At 73.8% G+C, this 20,416-nt stretch carries 15 protein-coding genes; 5 read left to right on the top strand and 10 right to left on the bottom strand.

Going from position 1 to position 20,416, the window contains the following annotated elements; translation table 11 throughout:
* The first annotated feature begins 36 nt into the window (after positions 1-36).
* Positions 37-1,245: a cytochrome P450 gene (locus AB0950_RS22235; protein WP_360572856.1), complete on the top strand. Its 1,209-nt coding sequence runs from the start codon at positions 37-39 to the stop codon at positions 1,243-1,245.
* 47 nt (positions 1,246-1,292) lie between these two features.
* A complete protein-coding gene (locus tag AB0950_RS22230; protein ID WP_360161663.1) occupies positions 1,293-2,507 on the top strand; it encodes a cytochrome P450 in 1,215 nt (404 codons plus the stop codon).
* Positions 2,508-2,588: 81 nt separating this feature from the next.
* Here AB0950_RS22230 and AB0950_RS22225 read toward each other — a convergent pair whose 3' ends face one another.
* The gene (locus tag AB0950_RS22225; protein ID WP_360161665.1) at positions 2,589-4,166 is read right to left on the bottom strand and encodes a glycosyltransferase family 39 protein; all 1,578 of its coding nucleotides are present in this window, start codon (positions 4,164-4,166) and stop codon (positions 2,589-2,591) included.
* A 540-nt stretch (positions 4,167-4,706) separates the two neighbouring features.
* Here AB0950_RS22225 and AB0950_RS22220 point away from each other — a divergent pair.
* The 3 genes from AB0950_RS22220 to AB0950_RS22210 all read left to right on the top strand — a co-directional run bounded on the left by AB0950_RS22220 (position 4,707) and on the right by AB0950_RS22210 (position 7,413).
* Positions 4,707-4,835: a hypothetical protein gene (locus AB0950_RS22220; RefSeq protein WP_360161667.1), complete on the top strand. Its 129-nt coding sequence runs from the start codon at positions 4,707-4,709 to the stop codon at positions 4,833-4,835.
* A 434-nt stretch (positions 4,836-5,269) separates the two neighbouring features.
* Complete coding sequence (locus AB0950_RS22215; RefSeq protein ID WP_360161669.1) at positions 5,270-6,190, top strand: ABC transporter ATP-binding protein; 921 nt, start codon at positions 5,270-5,272, stop codon at positions 6,188-6,190.
* Positions 6,187-7,413, top strand: coding sequence for an ABC transporter permease (locus tag AB0950_RS22210; protein ID WP_366779271.1), 1,227 nt, complete (start codon positions 6,187-6,189; stop codon positions 7,411-7,413). The genes AB0950_RS22215 and AB0950_RS22210 overlap by 4 nt, the downstream gene beginning before the upstream one ends.
* An 88-nt stretch (positions 7,414-7,501) precedes the next feature.
* Here the strand turns inward: AB0950_RS22210 and AB0950_RS22205 are convergent, their stop codons facing one another.
* The 9 genes from AB0950_RS22205 to AB0950_RS22165 all read right to left on the bottom strand — a co-directional run bounded on the left by AB0950_RS22205 (position 7,502) and on the right by AB0950_RS22165 (position 20,134).
* Positions 7,502-8,152 (bottom strand): nitroreductase family protein, encoded by a 651-nt coding sequence (locus AB0950_RS22205; RefSeq protein WP_360161673.1) that lies wholly within the window; start codon positions 8,150-8,152, stop codon positions 7,502-7,504.
* A complete protein-coding gene (locus AB0950_RS22200; RefSeq protein WP_366779270.1) occupies positions 8,149-9,048 on the bottom strand; it encodes a hypothetical protein in 900 nt (299 codons plus the stop codon). The genes AB0950_RS22205 and AB0950_RS22200 overlap by 4 nt, the downstream gene beginning before the upstream one ends.
* Before the next feature lie 52 nt (positions 9,049-9,100).
* A complete protein-coding gene (locus AB0950_RS22195) occupies positions 9,101-10,087 on the bottom strand; it encodes a ScbA/BarX family gamma-butyrolactone biosynthesis protein (protein WP_360161677.1) in 987 nt (328 codons plus the stop codon).
* Between the two features lie 10 nt (positions 10,088-10,097).
* Positions 10,098-11,042 carry a nucleoside-diphosphate kinase gene (locus AB0950_RS22190; RefSeq protein WP_360161679.1) on the bottom strand — a complete coding sequence of 315 codons (945 nt, stop codon included), beginning with the start codon at positions 11,040-11,042 and terminating at the stop codon, positions 10,098-10,100.
* Complete coding sequence (locus AB0950_RS22185) at positions 11,039-12,130, bottom strand: SDR family oxidoreductase (protein ID WP_366779269.1); 1,092 nt, start codon at positions 12,128-12,130, stop codon at positions 11,039-11,041. Before AB0950_RS22185 ends, AB0950_RS22190 begins: the two co-directional genes overlap by 4 nt.
* An 815-nt stretch (positions 12,131-12,945) precedes the next feature.
* Entirely contained in the window at positions 12,946-14,607 is a 1,662-nt protein-coding gene (locus tag AB0950_RS22180) for a hypothetical protein (RefSeq protein WP_360572870.1), read from the bottom strand.
* Positions 14,604-17,510 (bottom strand): phosphoenolpyruvate synthase, encoded by a 2,907-nt coding sequence (locus AB0950_RS22175; RefSeq protein ID WP_366779268.1) that lies wholly within the window; start codon positions 17,508-17,510, stop codon positions 14,604-14,606. Before AB0950_RS22175 ends, AB0950_RS22180 begins: the two co-directional genes overlap by 4 nt.
* A 111-nt stretch (positions 17,511-17,621) precedes the next feature.
* On the bottom strand, positions 17,622-18,860 hold the full coding sequence (locus tag AB0950_RS22170) for a cytochrome P450 (protein ID WP_360161687.1): 1,239 nt from the start codon (positions 18,858-18,860) through the stop codon (positions 17,622-17,624).
* A 41-nt stretch (positions 18,861-18,901) separates the two neighbouring features.
* Complete coding sequence (locus AB0950_RS22165) at positions 18,902-20,134, bottom strand: beta-ketoacyl-ACP synthase III (RefSeq protein ID WP_366779267.1); 1,233 nt, start codon at positions 20,132-20,134, stop codon at positions 18,902-18,904.
* Between the last annotated feature and the right edge of the window lie 282 nt (positions 20,135-20,416).

Here is a 20,416-nt window from a genome sequence, read left to right as displayed (position 1 = left end):
CCGTGCGGACGGCCCTGAACGAGAGGGGTTCTTCCGATGACAGCCGTGCCCGATCCCGCCAGACCCGAGGTCTCCGCGCCGCCCGAAGTGGGCCTGGACGGCGGAGCGAGCCTGCTGGCCTGGCTGCGGCGGATGCGTGACGAGCAGCCGGTGTGGTGTGATCCCGAGGGCCGCTACCACGTGTTCCGGCACGAGGACGTGCAGCGGATCACCGCCGACCCGGCGATGTTCTCCTCGGACACGGTGACCCGGCTGTCGAACGGCGAGCGCCAACCGCCCGGCGGAACGCTGCTGTTGCTGGACCCGCCCCGGCACGGCAAGCTGCGCCGGCTGGTGAGCAAGGTGTTCACCGCGAAGATGATCAGCGAGCTGGCGCCGCGGATCACCGAGGTCGCCACGGAGCTGCTCGACGGCCTGGCCGGCGCGGACCGCTTCGACCTGGTGGAGGCGTTCGCCAATCCGCTGCCGGTGATCGTGATCTCCTCGATGCTCGGTGTGCCGCCCTCGGACCGCCCGCTGTTCCAGGTGTGGGCGGACAACCTGCTGACGGTGAACTGGGAGACGCCCGAGGGCGCGGAGGTCCTCGGCAGGACCGTGCAGGAGCTGGACGCCTATCTGCGCGGGCACGTCGCCGAGCGGCGGGCGCGCGAGCACGACGACCTGATGAGCCTGCTGGTGCGGGCGGAGGTCGACGGGGAGCGCCTCAACGACGAGGACGTGGTGAGCTTCGCTGCGCTGCTGCTGCTCGCCGGTCATGTCACCACGGCGGTGCTGCTGGGCAACATGCTGCTGACCCTCGACCAGGAGGAGGGGGAGCTGGGCCGGCTGCGCGAGGAGCGCGCGCTGATCGCCCCCTTCACCGAGGAGGTGCTGCGGCTGCGGCCGCCGTTCCTGAAGATCGAGCGGGTGCCGACGGCGCCCGTGGAGATCGCCGGGGAGAAGGTGCCGGAGAACACGATGGTGTACCTCTGGCTGCTGTCCGCCAACCGCGACGAGCGGGTCTTCCCCGAGCCGGACCGTTTCGTGCGGGACCGGCCCCATGCCAAGCAGCTCGCCTTCGGGCACGGCATCCACTACTGCCTGGGCGCCCCGCTGGCCCGTATGGAGGGGCGGATCGCGCTCGATCTGATGCTCGACCGGTACGCCGACATCCGGGTGGACCGCGACAGCCCGCTGTCCTACTTCGACAACCGTGTCAACGTCTTCGGTCTTCGGCAGTTGCCGCTGACGGTCCGGCGGTCCTGAGCGGCGCACCCGGGCGGACGCAACCCCCCATCAGACGGAGGAGTCCCATGGCCTTCGAGCCGAAACCCCCTGTGATACCGACCGACCGCACCTGCCCCTTCGACCCCGATCCGGAGTACCGCCGGCTGCGCGAGGAAGACCCGATCAGTCCGCTGACGTTCGACATCGCGCCGGGCCGCAAGGACGGCTGGCTCGTGACCCGGCACGAGCACGTGCGGGCCATCATGACCGACCCGCGGTTCAGTCACCGCGCCGATCTGCTGGCGCTGGTGGCGTCGCCGCCGTTCGAGGTGGAGAGCTACGACCCGAAGCCGTCGCCGCCGGGTTCCTTCGTGCGCATGGACGCGCCCGACCACACCCGCTACCGGCGTCTGCTGACGGGCTTCTTCACGGTCCGCAAGATCCAGGAGTACGAGCCGACGCTCGCCGGGATCATCGACGGCGTGCTCGACGAGATGGCCGGTCTGGAGCCGCCGGTGGACCTGCTGCCGGCGTTCGTGCAGAAGGTCGTATACCGGTCGGTGCACTCGGTGATGGGTGTGCCCGAGGAGGACATCGCCGAGCTCGACAAGCACTTCTCGGCGATCATGCGGATCGACTACACGCTGGAGGAGTTCGTCGAGCACAACACGGCCCTGGACCAGACGCTGGCCCGGATCGTGAAGGAGCTGTTCGCCGAGCCCAACGACAAGCTGCTCGGCAAGCTGGTGAAGACCGGGGAGCTGACCGAGGAGGAGCTGGCGAACATCGCCTGGATCACCATCGGCGGCGCCCTGGACACCACCCCGAACATGCTGGGCCTCGGCACGTTCGCGCTGCTGGAGCACCCCGAGCAGCTGGAGAGGATCCGCAAGCGGCCGGAACTGATGGAGCGGGCGGTGGAGGAGCTGCTCCGCTATCTGACGATCTCTCACATGGGCGCCAGTCGAGTCGCGTTGGAGGACGTGGAGATCGGCGGGCGGACCATCGAGGCCGGGCAGACCGTGGTGCTGTCACTGCCGGCCGCCAACCGGGACCCGGAGCAGTTCGAGAACCCGGAGGTCTTCGACGTCACCCGGCCCTCGCGCCGGCACCTGGCGTTCGGCTTCGGCATCCACCAGTGCCTGGGCCAGCACCTGGCGCGGGCGACGCTGCGCCTGGGCTACCAGAAGCTGTTCGACCGCTTCCCGGACCTGCGGCTCGCGGTGGAGCCCCACGAGATCCCGCTGCGCGACAAGGCGATGCACTACGGCGTGTACGCGCTGCCCGTGACCTGGGGCTGACGTTCGTGCACGGGCACGCCGGCCCCGTGCACACCCGGGGGCGGTCCCGCGAGGGGCCGCCCCCGGTCCCGTAGGGTGGCGCTATCCCGCCGAGTCGGCGTCCAGGTGGGAGAGCCTGGGCCACAGGGTGCGCCACGGTGCGCGCTCGCCCTCGCACAGCCAGATCGGGGCGCCCCAGTTGAGGTTGTGCACGCCCTCGGCGTTGGTGACGGTGCCGCGCCGCTCGACGTGGGTGAAGAAGCGGCGCAGGTAGCGGGCGTCGGCGCCGACGAACACGACGGGCGCGGAGTCGTCGGTGGGGCGGCGCAGGTCCGCGTAGCCGCGGTGGCCGCTGTACGGGCGGGGCAGGCCGAGTGCGGGGCCGTACCGGTCGAGGGCGCCCGCCTGGTCGTAGCGGTCGGTGATGATCAGGGCGCGTCGGCGCACATCGGCCGGCAGGGCGCGGTGGACGCGGGCCACGGAGGCGGCGAGGTCGGGCCAGCCGACGCTCTCGCGGGCCAGCCGGTCGGCGGAGGGGGCGGTGAGGCGGTGCACCGGGTACACCGGCAGGACCTGCACGGCGAGCGCCGCGGACAGCACGTAGGCGAGGCCGGTCGCCCACAGACGCGGCCGGGTGGGGCGCACGCCCTGCAGGGCCGTGGCGCCGGCCGCCCACAGGACGGGGAAGAGCCCGGCGACGTAGTACGGCCGTCCGTCGGCGTACACATAGCCGGCGCACAGGCCGACGAAGGTCAGCCCGAGGAAGCGGTGGGGGCGGGCCGCGCGGGCGAACAGCAGCCGCAGCAGTCCCGCGCAGAGCAGCACGGCGCCGGCGAGTCCGGCGGCCGACAGGACCGTGGGCAGGAACAGCGACCGCCCGCCCTCGTCGGCGGCGACCTCCCGCGAGATGACGGAGGCCATGGCCAGCTGCGGCCAGCCGTGGCGGTCCTGCCACAACAGCCCGGGCACCGCGGTGAGCAGCGCGCCGGCCGCCGACGCCCACAGCAGGGGGCGGCGCAGCAGGGCGCGCGGGCCGGCGAGCAGCAGTGCCACCGCGAGGACCGCCCAGAGGCCGACGCTGAGGAACTTGACCTCGAGGGACACGGCGGCGGTCAGGCCGAGGAGCGGCAGCAGCCGGTCGCGCCGGGTGCGGACCCAGCGCACCAGCAGCCAGGTGGTGACGGTCGTCAGAAAGATGTCCAGGGTGGCGGTGATGAGCAGGTGGCCCATCTGCAGCATCACCGGCGAGACGGCGTACGCGCCCGCGGCGGCCGTCTGGGCGGCCCGCCGTCCGCCCAGTTCCCGGGTGAGCAGGGCGGTGAACACCACACCGAGCCCGGTCGCGACGGCGGCCGGCGCACGCAGCCACAGCAACGAGCCCGGCACGAGGGTGTCCATGGCGTGGGCGAGCAGGGGCAGCAGCGGCGGCTGGTCGGCGTACCCCCAGGCGGGGTGCCGGCCGGCGGCGAGAAAGTACAGCTCGTCGCTGAAGTACCCGAACCGGCGCGCGGTGAGCAGCAGCAGCACGGCGGTGACACCGGCGACGACACTCACCGGCAGCAGGGCGAACGGGGGCAGGTGGTCCGGTGGGGTGTCGGGGTCCGGCGTCCGGGCGGCGGTCCCGGAACGGCCGGGCCCGCCGTCGGGAGGAACGGCCCGGTCCCGGGCGGTGGGGGGCATCGTGAGGTCCTCGATCCTGTGCGGTCGGGGGGTGGTCGGGTGTCGGTGGCGGGTGGTGGCGGTGGTCCGCGCGCCGCGGCAGTCCCGGCGAATCCGCCGTGGGAGCAGCAGCGGTTCACACGCGCCGGCCGTCGCGGACGAAGCCGACTTGCGGTCGGCGTCGCGGTCACAGTCGCCGTTGCGGTGACGGTCGCATGGGCTCGCGACACGCACCGCGCCGTGGCGATGCCGGCTGCCTGGTGCCGTAGCGCTCGCGGTCGCCATGGCGACCTGAGCCGCACGGAGCCGTAGCGCTCGCCGTCGCCATGGCGACCTGAGCCACACGGCCGTAGCGCTCGCCGTCGCCATGGCCGTCCCGGCCGCACGGAGCCGTAGCGCTCACCATCGCGGTGGCGGACGACGTCGCCTTCGCGGTGACGGTCACGCACACCCCCACACTCGCCGTCGCCATGGCGGGGCGGCCTGAGCCGCACGGAGCCGTAGCGCTCGCCGTCGCCATGGCCGTCCCAGCCGCACGGAGCCGTAGCGCTCACCGTCGCGGTGGCGGACGACGTCGCCCTCGCGGTGACGGTCACGCACACCCCCACACTCGCCGTCGCCGTGGCGGCTCCGGCGCACGGAGCCGCCGCGCTCACCGTCGCGGTGGCCCCGCGGTCGTCGTCGCGGTGACGGTCGGGGTCGAGCGTGGCTGGGGCGCGGTTGCGGTCGAGTGGGCCGGGGGCTGTCGCGGGCGTGCACGCCACGAACGTACGGAAGGCGACCGGTGCCAGGGCGGGGTGTTCCCGTTTCCGCGGGGCGGAGTACGGGCGATTCCCTAGTCTTCGGCGGCATCGATGGCCTCTCCGGCGCCGCCTGTGCTGGGCTGGGCTGCGCACCGCACCGCCCGAGATGCGGCACCTGCCGCCGTCCCTGCCCGGCCGCTGCGCGCAACCGGCGGGGGCGGACGCGGGGGCCGGGCCGACTCCCCCCCGGCCCGGCTCCCCAGCCTCCCCACAACCGATCCCCCCAACCCGATCACGGAGAGACGACAGTCGAGTGATGGACCATCAGTTCATGTGCGGCGGAGCCGGTACGCGGCTTCGCCGGCCCAGGCAGGACGCGTCATGACGGCGCCGGCGATCGTCGCGGACGGCGTACGCAAGCGGTACGGGGACATCCAGGCCGTCGACGGGGTCTCCCTGCGCATCGAGACGGGTGAGTTCTACGGCATCCTCGGCCCCAACGGGGCGGGCAAGACGACCACCCTGGAGATCCTGGAGGGCGTCCGCGAGCCCGACGAGGGCCGGATCGAGCTGTTCGGGCAGAGCCCCTGGCCGCGCAACCTGGATCTGCTGACGCGGATCGGCGTGCAGTTCCAGGCGTCGTCGTTCCTCGACAAGCTGACGACACGGGAGACGATCCGGCTGTTCGCGTCGTTCTACCGGGTCGGCGCGCGGCAGGCCGACGCGATGCTGGAGCGGGTCGGGCTGACCGAGTTCGGACAGGTGCCCGCGGACAAGCTCTCGGGCGGGCAGGCGCAGCGTCTGTCCATCGCCTGCGGCCTGGTGCACGACCCGGAGATCGTCTTCCTGGACGAGCCGACCGCCGGCCTGGACCCGCAGGCCCGCCGCAATCTGTGGGACCTGCTGCGGGACGTCAACGAGGAGGGCCGCACGGTGGTCCTCACCACGCACTACCTCGACGAGGCGGAGGTCCTGTGCGACCGGGTGTCCGTGATGGAGCGCGGCAAGGTGCTCCGGACCGGCGCCCCCGCGGCGCTCGTCCGTGAACTCGACAACATGGTGCGGGTGAGCGTGGAGTCCGGGCTCGTCACGCCGGACGCGCTGCGGGAGTTGCTGAAGACGGCCGGGGTGGCCGACGCCACGGTGGAGGACGACGGGGTGCTGCTGACGGTCGCGACGGTCACGCCGGGACCGGTGCTGTCCGTCCTGGCCGACCAGGGTGCCCTGCGCGGCCTGGAGGTACGCGGCGCCACCCTGGAGGACGTGTTCCTCCAGCTGACCGGACGGGAGTACCGCTCGTGAGCATCGAGGAGACCACCCCGCGCACCGCGGGCACGACGGCCGGCGAGAGCGGCGGCACGGACATGCAGGGCGCCGCCGCGGCGGACGCCGGACGCAAGGACGGTGGCAAGGGGACCGAAAGCGGGCCGGGAGCCCGCGGCGGTTCCGGGAAGGACCGGCTCAACCCGGTACGGGAGTTGTCCCGGACCATGATCCTGAGCGTGCTGCGCGACAAGGGCACGATCTTCTTCCTGCTGATCTTCCCGATCCTGTTCCTGCTGCTGTTCGGCACGCTGTTCAAGAGCGACGGCACCGCGCACATCAAGGTCGCCCAGGTCGGCCCGGTGAAGGTGCTCGACTCGCTCACCGCCGGCCAGCGCGGCCAGCTCGCCAAGGCCGCCGCCGTCACCAAGGTGAGCAACGAGAGGTCGGCGCTGGCGAAGGTCCGCAAGGGCGACTACGACGCGCTGGTCGAGCAGCACGGCGGGACCGTCGTCCTGCGCTACAGCGCCGCCGACTCCGTCAAGGGAGCCTCCGCCCGCGCCACGCTCAACGCGGTGCTGGAGCAGGCGAACCTCGCCGCGACCGGCACACCGCCCACGTACACGCTGGAGGCGAGCCAGGTCGAGGACGAGTCGGTCAAGCCGATCCAGTACCTGACGCCGGGCCTGATGGGCTGGGCCATCGCCTCCAGCGCGGTGTTCAGCACGGCGCTGACGCTGGTGACGCTGCGCCGCAAGAAGATCCTGCAGCGGATGCGGCTGTCGCCGATCCGGGCCTGGGAGGTCGTGGCCGCGCGTATCTCCATGACCATGCTGATGGCGCTGACACAGACCGCGCTGTTCCTGGCCGTGGCGACGCTGCCGTACTTCGGGCTGCGGCTGACCGGCGACTGGTGGCTGGTGATCCCGCTGGTGATGTGCGGCACGCTGGCGCTGATGTCGCTGGGTCTGCTCATCGGCTCGCTCACCCGCACCGAGGAGTCCGCGGGCGGACTGGCGCAGCTGCTGGTGCTGCCGATGTCGTTCCTGTCCGGCTCGTTCTTCTCGCTGGACAACGCTCCGGGCTGGGTCCAGGCCGTGTCGTACATGATGCCGCTGCGCTACCTCGTCAAGGGCAGCGAGGCCGTGCTCAGCCGGGGCGGCGGACTGTCGGACGCCCTGCCGACGATGGGCGGCATGCTCGCCTTCACGGCGGTCGTCACCGCGCTGACGCTGCGGTTCTTCCGCTGGAACGAAAAGTGATCCGCTGAGGGAGCGGGCAGCAGGGCCCTTCGCCGGTGAACGGCGAGGGGCCCTGTCGCCGTGCCGGTCGGGGCGGGCCCCGGCAGCCTCAACGTCGCTCGCCCTGCCAGCCGTTGAGGTGCAGCACGTCTTCCAGGGGCCGGCGGGGGCCCGGGCGGAAGGTGGTGCGCAGGGGATGGGCGGTGGGGAGGAGGGCGCCCTGGCGGACGGTGGGAGGCAGGCCCAGGAGGTCGGCGACCTGCCGTTCGCGGTCCAGGTGGACCGCCGTCCAGGCGGTGACCAGGCCGCGGCTGCGGGCGGCGAGGGCGTAGCTCCACGCGGCGGGCAGCAACGACGCCCACAGGCCCGCCTGGTTGCCCTCGGGCAGCCGGCCGTCGGGCACCTCGATGCACGGGATCACCAGGACGGGCACACGGTGCAGCCGCTCGGCCAGCAGCCGGGCGCCCGACATCACCGAGCGTGTCTCCTCGGGCAGTTCGGCCAGGCGCTGCAGCGTCTCGGCGTTGCGGTCGTGGAACGCGGCCCGGTACACCGCGGCGACGTCCGCGCGGATCGCGGGGTCGGTGAGGACGATCCAGCGCCAGTTCTGGCGGTTGTTGCCGTTGGGGGCCTGCAGGGCGATCCGCAGGCAGTCCTTGACGAGCTGCGGGTCCACGGGCCGGTCCAGGTCGAGTCCGCGCCGGACACTGCGCGTGGTGGTGAGCAGTTCCTCGCCGGTGAGGGGCAGGGGCTCGGTCACGGCAGGAGCACCGCCCGGACGACGAGGGCCAGGTACGTGGCGACGATGAAACCCATCGCCAGGGGCACCGGCCAGGCGCCCCGTCCGGCGGTCAGGAAGCGGCGGGTGCCCCAGGCGGGCAGGAGGGCCGCGAGGCAGGGCAGGAGGGCGAGCGGGCCGCGCGGCGCGAGGAGCAGCAGCTCGCAGCCGACGGCCACGGCGGCGCAGGCCGCGGTGACGGCCGCGCTGCGTCGGGGGCCGAGGTCCGCGGAGTACAGGCGGCCGCCGGGCGGTGCCTGCCAGGCGGTCTTGCGGGCGAACTCGAAGTGCAGGAAGACACCGGCGCACAGGGTCAGCAGCACGGGTCCGCGCCAGTCGGCGGGGACCGTTCCGGCGGCGACGAGCGAGCCGTACACGTAGGCGCCGAGGAGCACCTGCACGGGGTAGGTGACGGTCAGGTTGAGCAGGTGGCGGTCGCGGACGGCGGGCGAGAGCCGTTCCAGGAGGGCGAGGAACAGGCCGTAGGCGAGGGCCGCGAGGATCAGCAGGGCGGCCGTGGCCGACAGGGCGGCGTTCAGGCCGGTGACCAGCGCCGTGATCGCGGCCATGGCGCCGCGCAGTTCGGCGGTGGTGATGGCGCCGGTGACCAGTGGCCGGTCGGGGTGGTGCACTTGGTCGTAGGCGAGGTCCTTCTGCTCGTCGAGCATGCGCAGGAACAGCAGCGCCAGGACGACGCTGACGACCCGCAGCCAGGTGGCGCCGGACGGCCGCCAGGCCGTGCCGGTCGCGGCCACCGCCGAACTCTCCAGGGCGAGGACCCACAGCAGTCCGTAGGTGGCGTAGACGTGCGGCCGGAACATGCGCAGCACGAACCGGCCCAGTCTGGCCGGGACTTGGGGGACGGCGACGGTGGTCACTGCGGGGAGTCTCTCCGTTCTGGTGCGGGTCGCGAAGGGGCCGTGGTGGGGCTCATACGGCGCCGTGGGCGGCCGGTGCGGCGAGGGCGCCCGCCGTCGGACCGGCCGGGTCCGGGGCGGCGAGCCGCAGCCGGCCCTCGACGGCCACGGCGCCGGGCTGGTGCAGGGAGCACTCGACGTCGGCGCCGGGCAGGACGGGGCCGGTACGGCACTCCAGCGGCAGGTCCATCTCGGCGAAGCAGCGGAACCGCGCGGCCAGGCCGACCGGCAGCGCGGTGGGCGCGGGCAGGGCGCCCGCGTCGACGGCGGCGGTCAGGGCGAGTTGGCGCAGCGCCTCCAGTTCCAGCATGCCGGGCACGTGGTCGACCCAGTGGTCGTACAGGGCGGGGTGGCCGGTGTCGGGGATCAGGCGGGCCGTGCGGGTGCCGTCGGGGTCGGTGCACGGTGCGGAGATGACCGCGTTGTCGGGGTCGCGGCGGCCGACGCGAGCCGGTTCGACGCGTCGTCCGGGCAGGGCGACGGGCGTCTCGGGCAGGCCGAGCGCGCCGCGCTGCCCGGCGCGCAGACGGGTCCAGGCGCGCGGGGGCATCCAGGAGTAGTCGATGCGGGCGAGCAGGGCCTCGCGGTCGCCGATGGTCATGCCGAACCGCAGCCGCAGCCCGGTCACCCCGGCCCGGGTGCGGAACCGGTGTTCGATGTGCGTGGCGATGACCGCCTCGGTGGGGTGGTCGCCGCACACGAGGGCCGTGGGGTCCGGCACCTCGAACTCGACGGCGCGCAGCAGGAACTTGTGGCCCAGCGGCACGTCGAGGTAGCGGTGGGCGACCACGAAGATGCCCTGCCGGCACGCCTCCAGCAGCAGCATCGGGTCGTGGCGGGCGCGGTCGTCGAGGGCGTCGTGGTAGAAGGCGTGGCGGCGGGGCAGCTGCGCGGCGAGCAGCACGTCGTCCTCGCCGTGGCGTTCGGCGTCGGTGAGGAACACCTCGGCGACCGCGGCGCGGTGCACGAGTTCCCTGGGGAGGGTCCGGGTGAACTGCACGGCGCGCTCCTCAGGTGTGCCGGGCGCGCAGGGCGTCCAGATGGCGGCGCCAGGTGCCGGCGTCGGCCCCGTCCAGCACGGGGGCACGGCCGGGCACCCGCATGGGGAGCACCTTCGAGCCGACGATCACGGCGTCCCAAGGGTCCACGTCGACGCCGCGCTCCCACGCGGTCTCCAGCAGTGCGCGCGGGGTGGCGTCGGGGGCGGCGCCGAGGTGCCGGGACACCGTGTCGCGCAGCCGGTCCACGGCGGGGTCGAAGTCGAGGTCGCGGGGCTTGGTGGCGGCGTACAGCCGGCCGGTCAGCTCCAGGGCGTGCGCGGTGCGGTCCTCGCCGGCGAGCGCGGAGCGGAACAGTTCCGCGCGTGTGGCGTCGTCGAAGTGGACGGCCAGCTCGCGCAGCACGTCGGCGGGTTCGTCGGGCGTGTGCACCAGGTTCAGCAGGTAGCTGTAACGGCCGAGCAGGTGGCGCAGCTGCCCCGGCCGACGGGCCTCGGGGTCCGTGGGTCCCTTGAGCCGGGTCAGTTCGACGGACGCGGGGACGTACGGCTCCTGCTCGGGGCGGACGAGCAGCACGAGGGCGTCGGCGTCCTCCAGGAACAGCGCGGCGAGCCGCCTGCGGTAGGGGGTGGCGAGGTTCCACTGGAAGTACCACAGGGAGCGGATCATGGTGCGGGTCAGCCGGGTCACGGCGGCGCCGACGATGCGGAAGCGCTGCCCGGTGAGCCAGTCGACGGCCGCCTCCAGCCGGCGGGCCACCACGGCGTCGGGCTTCAGCAGCAGCGCGGCGTGCCGGTGGGCGAAGCCGGTGACATCGTCGGTGAGGGCGGCGAGCTGGTCGTGGCTCTCCTGGAAATAGGTGTCGGCGCCGTACAGCCGCTGCTTGGCGAGGTGGCAGGTGAGCAGCGGCGAGACGGGTATGCCGTGCGCGGGTTCGGTCGGGTGCGCTGGGTTCATCGGAGGGTGCTCCCATCGGGTCGGTCGGCGGTCTGCTCGGGGCCCGGGGCCGGGCCGAGGTAGCCGGTCGTGAGGCAGTCGTCGAGGAGGCGGCGCAGGTACGGCCGTGCCCCGGTGGCCGCGGGCCGGCGCACGAAGGCGGCGGCCTGGGTGTCGTCGAAGTGCACGCGACGCCGGAAGTAGGTCTCGTACAGGGCGATGACGCGGTCGTAGTAGGGGCGTTCGCGGTCGGAGAGGGCGCCGGCGGAGAACGCGGACGGCGGCACGAACCGCGGCACATGGAAGGACGGGTACTCGGCGAGGACGTCGGAGAAGTCCCGCAGGGTCAGCACATGGCCGACTGCGTGCAGGGTGCGTCCCTCGGCCGCCTCGAACCGTGTGGCGGCGTCGGTGACCAGGTCGGCGACGCGGTCGACCGGGACGAGGTCGAGGAGGGCGTCGTAGTGGCCGGGCACGGTGCGCACCAGGCCCCGGGTGAGGACGCGCAGCACCGGATAGATGGTCTTGCGGTCGCGGGCGTGGCCGGTGCGGGAGGCGCCGGTGATGATGCTGGGGCGCACCACGGCCACGGGCAGGCCGTCCGCGGCGGCCTTGCGGACCATGGTCTCGGCGGTCAGCTTGCTCTTCTCGTAGCCGTTGCCCGGGTGCTGGCCGACGTCGAGTTCGTCCTCGCGGGCGACGCCGTCGCGTTCCCCGCACACGTACGCGGTGCTGACGTGCACCAGCGGTGTGCGGTGGGCGAGGGCGACGTCGAGGACGTGGCGGGTGCCGGTGACGTTGATGCTCTCGTACCGGTCGTCGGGCAGGCCGAAGTCGGTGACGGCGGCGCAGTGCACGATCCGGTCGGCGCCCGCGACGAGCCGGCGGTCCTCGTCGCTCAGCCCGAGACCGGGCCGGGTGATGTCCCCGGCGAGGGGGGTGATGGTGCCGCGGCCGGGGGTGACCTTCCGGCCGTTGTTGCGGACGAGTTCGGCGGTGCGGTGCACCAGCGGCAGCACGGTGTGCCCGGCAGCGGTGAGCCGCGCGGTCACCTCCGCACCCACAAATCCGCTGGCACCGGTCACCAGCATGGTCATGCGATCGGACATCTGGGGCTCCTCTGGGAGGACGGGTCGGTGGAGCGTTCGGGTTGTCGGGGTGTACGGCGACGGGGCCGGGGCTCGGACTGGGTGGCGGAGGGGGCCAGGGCGGGGTTCGGTGACCGGGTGGGCGGCAGGGCCAGGCCGGAGCCCGGTTGCGGGGGGCCACGGCTTCGGGCTCCCCCGCGACACCCAGCCCAGCGGGACGCGCCCCAGCAGGGGCGCGGTCGCCACGCAAGCCGGTCCTCGCAAAGCGAGCAGCACCAGCCACGGAGCCCGAAGCCGTGGCCCCCGCGGGGCCGGCTCCGGCGGACGCGCCCCCCAGCAGGCCTCGGCCGCCGCGGAAGGCGGCCCTGCCGGAGAGTTGCCGCCGGATGCCGAGCAGCCACGGCCGCCGAGGGCTATTCCCCGCGGGACGCGATCCAGCGGGACCCGACCCCACCGGGTTGCAGCCCGGCGGGATCCGCCCCAGCCGGACGCAGCCCCGGCAGACAGCGGTCGCCGCGAGCCGAGCAAGCACCGACCCCGCGGGCCGGCCCCCTGGGCCGCCGCAGCGCACCGCGACCCCGCCGGGGTGCAACCCTCCGGCTGCAGCCCCTGCGACGCGCAGTCCCGCCGACATCCAGCCCGTACGGGACACGGCCCCGGCCGGCACGCACCCGGTACGGAACACGGCCCGGAATGCATCCCGTACGGGACGCGGCCCCCGCCGGGATGCACCCGCACCCAGCGCAACCCCCACCGCGATACACCCCGCGCGGCCCAGCCCCGTCCGAGCACCACCCCCGCAGCACGCCATCACCGCCGAAAGCGTCCCCCGTGACTCACAGCGGCGCCGACTGGTGTGGCTGGGTGCCGTTGCTGGTCAGGAGGTCGCGGGCCTCTTCGATGGGGAGTTCGGCGTCGAGGTGGGCGCCGATGCGGAGCCAGTCGTAGCCGAGTTCGAGGGTGGCCCGCCAGGTGTCGGCGGACTCGAAGGACAGCGGGAAGGAGTCGGCGCCCACGGCTCCGCGCACCAGGCCGATGAAGGAGCGCAGGTCGGTGAGGAGCGCGTCGCCCTGGTCCGGTGCGTCCACCGTGCGCCGCAGGAGTTTCCCGGCGCCCTCCCCGATGGGCCCGGCGTCGGACGGCGGGAGCAGGTCGAGGCGGCGGACGAGGTCGGAGTCGGCGGGCAGCGGGTTGACGCCGTGGGCGCTGAACAGGCCGCGCAGCGCGGCGTGCACGGCGCGGCGGGCGGTGAGTTCGGCGACCCGCCACTGGCCGCGCTGGAGGGCGCCGGTGAGGTCCTCGACGGCGTTCTCGACGACGACGTTGGACCAGACGAGGCCCATCGCGGCGGCGGCGAACCGGTCGGCCGGCAGGGGCATCAGGTCGACGGCGCGGGGCCCGCCGACGGCCGCGCCGCGCACGGAGAGCACCGGGCGCGCGGTGGAGGGCGGCGGGGTGACGGGGCCGGGCGGCGCGGCGAGCGGCAGCGACGGCGTAACCGTGCCGCCGCCCTTCCAGGCGAGGCGGATCAGCCCGTAACGCAGGAAGGTGGCGAGCAGCGCGCCCGGGTCGGCGACGCCGCTGCCGGTGGCCGTGGCGAGCACCTGGGGCAGCGGCCGGCCGAGCACGAGGGAGCGCCAGACCGCTGCGGCGTCGGCGCCGAGGGCGAACACCTCGCGCCGTCCGCGCAGGACGTGCACCCGGTCGCCGGTCTGCCAGGTGGTGACGCCGTTCACGCGCTCGACGGTGAGGCGCTCGGGCTGCCAGGGCACGCCGGTGAGTCCGAGGTCCGCGGCGAAGGCGAGGGCGGCGGTCAGGTGGCTGTGGGCGGCGTCGGGGTCGCCGGGTGCGGGGGCGGCGGCCTCCAGCTGCCAGTAGCGGTCGCGTACGTCGCCGTGGCCGGCGCGGTCGAGCTGCATGGACAGCCACTTGGGTTCGAGGTAGGTCTCGCCGAGACGGGCCGCCCAGGACTTGACGGTCTGCACCAGGCCCGCGCGCGTCCAGTCGACGGCCTCGTCGCTCTCGCCGAGGCAGAGCAGCGCCATGGCGTGCCGCAGGGACTGGCGGGCGCGGTGGGCCCACCAGTCGGCGGTGATCTCGCGGAACCGGTCGACGGGCAGCAGCGCCTTGACCTCCTCGATGAGGGCGTGGCCGCGCAGCGGATGGCTGTGCAGCAGCCGCTGGCAGCGGTTGAGGAGGTCCTCGGAGAGCCGCCCGGGCCGTTTGGCGCCCTCCTCCACCGCGCGGAACTGCTCGGCGAGCTGACGCACCGACCGGGTGCGGATCTCGACGCGCCGGCCGTCCACGAACAGCAGCGACGGCATGGTCGGCAGGTCGTCGTCGGAGCGGCCGACGAGCAGGAAGTCGATGTCGGAGGAGGGGTTGCCGAACCCTTCGGCGATGGAGCCCTCGAGGGTCACGGCCCACTCGGCGCCGCGGGGCAGTTCGGCGAGGGACTTGTCGAGGAGGTCCTGCAGCTGGTCCTCGGTGAGGATCACGGGTGTGTCTCCGTTCGGGGGGTGTCCTCGGCGGTGGGCGGGGCGTCGTCAGCGGCCGCGGCGCCCTCGGTGGGCTCTGTGCCGCCGGTGGCCGCGGCGTCGGCCCCTGCCGCGGCGTCGGCGCCTGTTGTGGCCTCCGCGCCGGTCTTGGCGTCGCCGTCGACCGTGGCGTCGTCGTAGGCCGTGGCGTCGTCGTCGAGCGGGACGGCGAGTACGGTGACCGTGCCGGCGGCGCCGTCGACGCGCAGCCGGCTGCCGCCGCGTATCTCGGTGGTCGCGCCCTTGACCTGGACGACGGTGGGGATGCCCAGTTCGCGGGCGACCACGGCGACATGGGTGAGGGGGCTGCCGCGTTCGATGACGAGGGCGGCGGCCGAGGGCAGCGCGGCCACCCAGCCGGGGTCGGTGCGGTAGGTGATCAGGATGCCGCCGCCGATGTCGCGCGGGGTGTCGGTGACGACGGCGGGTCCCTCGGCGACGCCGGGGCAGCAGGGGGTGCCGCGCAGTTCGCGGGCGCCGCTGCGGGCGGCCGGGCCACTGGTCCAGCCGGCCCGTTCCAGGTTGCCCGACCAGTAGGGGGCGCCGCGGGTGGTGAAGCGCGACGGGGCGTGCAGCTCGCGGTCGGCGGCCTGTTGTCTGCGGCGCACCGCGACGAGGTCCCGCAGCTCGGTGTGGACGATCATGCCCTCGTAGGCGCCCTTGATCTCGTCGAGGCGCAGCAGGAACACGTCGTCCCAGGCGTCGAGGGCGCCGGCACGTGCCAGGTCGCGGCCGAGGGCGCGCAGCATGCGCTTGGCCGCTCCGAAGGCGCGGGTGCGGCAGAACCGGAGCCGTTCCCGGTCGGTGAGCGCGGCCCGGGCCTTGGCGCGCACCCGCTCGTACACGAAGCGGCGCGGGCCGCGCAGGTGGGCGTCGAGGTAGGCGTCGGCCTCGCCGCCGCGATCCTGTGCGTTCGTCTCGCCGGTCTCCGGCAGGGCGTCGCGCAGCAGGGTGAACAGTCCGGCCGGGTTCTCGTACAGGTCGGGGACCTCGAGCTTGAGTTCGTCGGGGCTGCGGTAGCCGTAGTCGGCGATGTAGGCGTCGACGGCGGCGAGGAAGCCGGTGTGGCCGGCGTCGCTCAGCGCCTGGTACGCCGCGTCGTCCGTGGTGCGTTCCAGCAGGTCCAGGATCTGGGCGTCGGCGCGGGCGCGGCCCGCCAACTCGCGCAGCGCCCAGGCGGGTTCGGCGGACTCCACGGCGCCGCCGGGGGCGGCCGCGGCCCAGGTGAACCACTCGGGGGCGTCGGGCAGCCAGCGGCGGGTGAGCAGGGCGAGCAGACCCACGGAGAGCAGGATCGTCGCGTCCAGGGCCTGCATCGGGCCCCATTTCTCGATGAGTTCCCGCTGGAGCTTCCGGAAACGGCGATAGGTCTCGTCGCCGGGCAGGGCGTCGTAGTCGACATTGTTGAAGACCGCGTACGCCCGGTAGAAATCGCGGTGGAAGGTCTCCACGGATTTCCCGATGGTGAAGAAGCGCCGGGCGAAGACGAGCGTGCGCCGCAGACGCGAGAGACGGCCGCGCAGTCCGGGCCGGGGCGTGAACGGGTGGAGGGTGTCGGCGAGTTCGTCGGAAATGCTCTCGGCGACGCCGAGGGATTTCTCCAGCACGCGCCGGTTGAGCGGGTAGAGCGGGGCCAGGCGCACCATGCGGTACCAGTGGAACAGGTTGTAGTAGACCCGTCCGTGGATGTGGCCGAGCAGGTGCGGGGTCCATTCCCGCACCTCGCGCAGTTGCTCGCCGCGGACGCCGAGGGCGCGTGCGTAGCTCTCGTACACCTTGGCGTAGGTGTCGGCGGCGAAGGTGTAGGTGAGCGGGGAGACGACGCCGCTGAAGCTCTCGATGATGTTGGAGTTGTCCCAGATCCGCAGCTCGCCCTCGGGCTCGGGGCCGGCGGCCGGGGCGAGGGCGGTGACGGGGCGGCTCTGCAGGATCCACAGCGTGCCGTCGGCGATGGCCCATTCGATGTCCTGGGGGGCGCCGTAGTGCTCGGTGATGCGGACCCCGGCCTCGTGCAGGCGGGCGAGGTCGTCGTCGGTCAGGGACAGGGCGGCGCGGTCCTCGTCGGCGACGGGCGAGACCTCGCAGCCGGATGCGGATCCGGCGTCGTACCGCTCCTGCTTGTCGCCGACGACCGTGCTCAGCGTCTGCCCGGTGGCGGCGTCGAGGACGACGGTGTCCGCGTCGACGGCGCCGGAGACGAGCCCCTCCCCCAGCCCGAACACGGCGCTGACCACATGGCGGTCGGTGCGGCCGGTCGTCGGGTCGGCGGTGAACAGCACGCCGCTGCGTTCGGCGGCGACCATGCGCTGGACGACGACGGCGACGCCGCCGGTGCCGGGCGGCAGTCCGCGCTGCGCGCGGTAGAGCAGGGAACGCGCGGAGAAGGCGGAGGCCCAGCAGCGGCGGACCCGGTCGGTGACGGCGTCGAGGCCGCGGACGCCGAGGAAGCTGTCGAACTGCCCGGCGAAGGAGTGCCGTTCACCGTCCTCCTCGGCGCCGGAGGAGCGTACGGCGACCGTGCCGCCGCCGGCCTCCCGGTGGGCGAGGGCGATCGCGTCGGCGACGCGGGCGCCGAGCGGCGCGGTCTCGATCAGCCGGGCGATCTCCTCCGCGACCTGCTCGGCCTTCGTCTCCCAGCCGTCGGCGAGCAGCCGCGCCAACTGCTCGTCCAGTCCGCTGTCGCGACAGAATTCCCGGAATACGTCCAGGCCGAGGATCGACCACGTCGGCACGGGAAATCCGGACGCGGTGAGGGTGTGGAGGTTTCTTCCCTTTCCGCCGGCGTGCCGGGCGACCAGGGAGGTGTCACTGGATGGTGTCAGGACGTGCAGGGACCGCTGTGCGGATCCCGTGGTGAGCGACAACTCGCTTTCCCTTCCAAGGTGTTACTCAACCCGGCCCGAATGTTTCACGGTGCGGCCGGACGAAACAACCCGCGGGCTCTCCGTGGTGGCATTTCGGTCGTGGTAGCGATTTCAAATTCCCGCTGTTTCCCGGGCGTCGAGAACGACCGGAAGGGACGCGTGGCCACGCAGGACGATCCGGTCGCGGCGGGTCGGCGCGGCGCCGGGAGCGGGCGCGAGGCCGGGAAAACGCGTCGGCAACCGGCCGAAAGCCACGGTCGCCTCCAGCCGGGCCAGCAGGGCGCCGAGGCAGTAGTGCGCTCCCCCGCCGAAGCTGAGCGGCCGGCTGTCGTCGCGGGTGGGGTCGAAGCGGTCGGGGTCGGCGTAGCGGGCCGGGTCGCGGTTGGCGGCGCCGAGCAGGAGCAGCACATGGGTCCCGGCCGGCACGGGCAGCCCGGCGATGGACACGCCGTCGGCGAGGGCGACCCGGTTGCTCAGCTGCACCGGGGAGTCGTGGCGCAGCACCTCCTCCACGAAGCCGTCGACCGGGACGGTGCCGTCGCGCAGGCCGCTCATCACGTCGGGGTGCTCGAACAGCAGCCGCAGGCCGTTGCCGAGGAGGTGGGTGGTCGTCTCGAACCCCGCGAGCAGGAGGCTCGCGAGATTGGCGACGAGTTCGTCGTCGTCCCGCAGCAGCCCCTCGTCCCGCGCCGCGAGCATCGAGGTCACGAGGTCGCCGCCCGGGTCGGCACGGCGGGCCCTGATCAGGTCGGTGAAGTAGCGGTCGACCTCGACGGCCGCCCGGTCGGCGGCGGCCAGTCCGGCCTCGTGGCCGGCCGGGTCGGACGCCGGTTCCAGGGTGGCCATGAGGTCGGCGGCGTAGCCGCGGAAGCGGGCACGGTCGGCTTCCGGGATGCCCATGATGTCGCAGATGACGTGGGCGGGCAGCCGGAAGGCGAACGCGTCCATGAAGTCCACGGCGCCGTCGGCCTGTTGGAGGTCGTCGAGCAGCGCGTCGGTGATCCGTACGACGCTCTCCTCCAGGGCGGCCACGCCGCGCGCCGTGAACATCTGCGCCATCGACGCCCGCAGCCTGGCGTGGTCGGGCGTGTTGGCGACGAGCAGGGACCGGCTGAGCATCGCCAGGGAGGGGTGCTGCGCCGGATCGGCTCCCCAGGTGACCAGGTTGACGTCCGCGCCCAGGCCGGGCTCGCGCAGGGCCTGCCGGCAGGCCTCGTACCCGCACACCAGGATCAGGCCGTCGCCGGCCGGGGAAACGGGCCCCAGCTCGTGGGCGAGCGCGTACAGCGGGTAGGGATCGGCCCGTCCTTCGGGCGTCAGCAACTGGAACACGAGGGACTGCGCGTCCACGGGGCCTCCTGGGTGCGGATGGGGGTGGCGGAGGTGGATGGTCAGGGGGTGGGGAGGTCGGATGCGGGAGCCGGGTTCACCGGGGTGGTGGTCATGGCCGTCGCCGGGTCGGCGGGTGGCGGGGGGACCGGATCCGTGCGTACGTCGGTGGCCGCGTCGGCGGGTGGCGGCGTAATCGGTTCCGTGCGTACGGCGGTGGCCGCGTCCGCGAGCCGCGGCGTGACCGGATCCGCGCGTACGCCGGTGGCCGCGTCCGTGAGCCGCGGTGTGACCGGTTCTGTGGGGATGTCGGGCCAGACGAGGGCGACCGAGCCCCAGGTGAGGCCGCCGCCGAAGCCGGCCAGCACGACCTTGTGTCCGGGCCGCAGCCGGCCGCAGGCCGCGGCGTCGGTCAGGGTCAGGGGGATCGAGGCGGCGACCGTGTTGCCGCGGGTGGCGATGTGGTTCGGGAACCGCTCCGCCGGCAGCCCGAGCCGGCGGGCGACCGCGTCGAGGATCCGCGCGTTGGCCTGGTGCAGCACGAAGGCGTCGACGTCCGCCAGGCGCCACCCGGTGCGCTGTGCCGTACGGCGCACCGTCTCGGCCATCCGGCGCACCGCCTGGGCGTAGACGGCCTGCCCCTGCATCGTGAACCAGGTGTCCTCGGTCTTCACGGGCAGCCCGGTGGACCGCTGCCGGGAGCCGCCCGCCGGTACCTCGATGAGGTCGCTGAGGGTGCCGTCGCTGCCGAGGTTCAGCCCCTGGAGCGCGCCGCGCTCGGTCGGCGACCCGGCGCGCAGCACCACCGCTCCCCCGCCGTCACCGAAGATCACCCGGGTGGCGCGGTCGTCCGGCGACAGCAGCGTGGAGAACGCGTCCGCGCCGATGACGAGCACGCTGTCGGCGGCGCCGATCGCGACGAGCCCGGCGCCCGTCCCGAGCGCGTACACGAAGCCGGTGCACACCGCCGCCACGTCGAAGGCGGGGACCGGGCCGAGCCCCAGCCGGGCGGCGACCTCGGGCGCGGTCGCCGGGCACGGGCGGTCCGGGGAACTGGTGGCGAGGACCACCGCATCCACGGTGCCGGTGCCTGCCGAGGACAGCGCCCGCCGCGCGGCCTCGACGGCCAGGTCACCGGTGGACTGTCCCGGGTCGACCCAGCGCCGCTCCCGGATGCCGGTGCGCCTGCGGATCCACTCGTCGCTGGTGTCCAGCGCCTCGGCGAGTCGGTCGTTGGTGACGACGGTGGGGGGCACCCAGCCCCCGAGCCCTGCGACGACAGCTGCTCGTTCCACGTTCTCCCGTTCCTTCCCGGCCGACGGCCACGGAGCCGGACGACGGCCCCGGTTGGGCTTCACCTGCTCGCACCGCCCGGCCCGTTGCCGCCGGTGGCTCCGGTGGCTCCGGCCGTGAGGCGGCCGCCGACCGCACCGGGGACATCCGGCCGTCGGCTGCTCCCCCGCGGACAGCCGCTCCCATGCCCTTGCCGGCGCGACGGACCAGCGAGCGGACGGCCACCATGGCCGAAACCCGGCCGTGCCGAGCGCACGGCGCCGTCCCAGCCGACAACTCCGCGA

Origin of the sequence: Streptomyces sp. NPDC007189, assembly GCF_040703635.1 — a bacterium.
In the GTDB taxonomy this organism is placed as follows: Bacteria; Actinomycetota; Actinomycetes; order Streptomycetales; family Streptomycetaceae; genus Streptomyces.
The sequence above is the reverse complement of the archived record's forward strand: the minus strand, read 5'-3'. Positions and strand labels throughout refer to the sequence as shown.

Bases quoted from the DNA above. Each gene is read 5' to 3' on its own strand.
- AB0950_RS22235 (WP_360572856.1), top strand. From the start codon at position 37: ATGACAGCCGTGCCCGATCCCGCCAGACCCGAGGTCTCCGCGCCGCCC.
- AB0950_RS22230 (WP_360161663.1), top strand. From the start codon at position 1,293: ATGGCCTTCGAGCCGAAACCCCCTGTGATACCGACCGACCGCACCTGC.
- AB0950_RS22225 (WP_360161665.1), bottom strand. From the start codon at position 4,166: ATGCCCCCCACCGCCCGGGACCGGGCCGTTCCTCCCGACGGCGGGCCC.
- AB0950_RS22215 (WP_360161669.1), top strand. From the start codon at position 5,270: ATGACGGCGCCGGCGATCGTCGCGGACGGCGTACGCAAGCGGTACGGG.
- AB0950_RS22190 (WP_360161679.1), bottom strand. From the start codon at position 11,042: ATGAACCCAGCGCACCCGACCGAACCCGCGCACGGCATACCCGTCTCG.
- AB0950_RS22185 (WP_366779269.1), bottom strand. From the start codon at position 12,130: ATGTCCGATCGCATGACCATGCTGGTGACCGGTGCCAGCGGATTTGTG.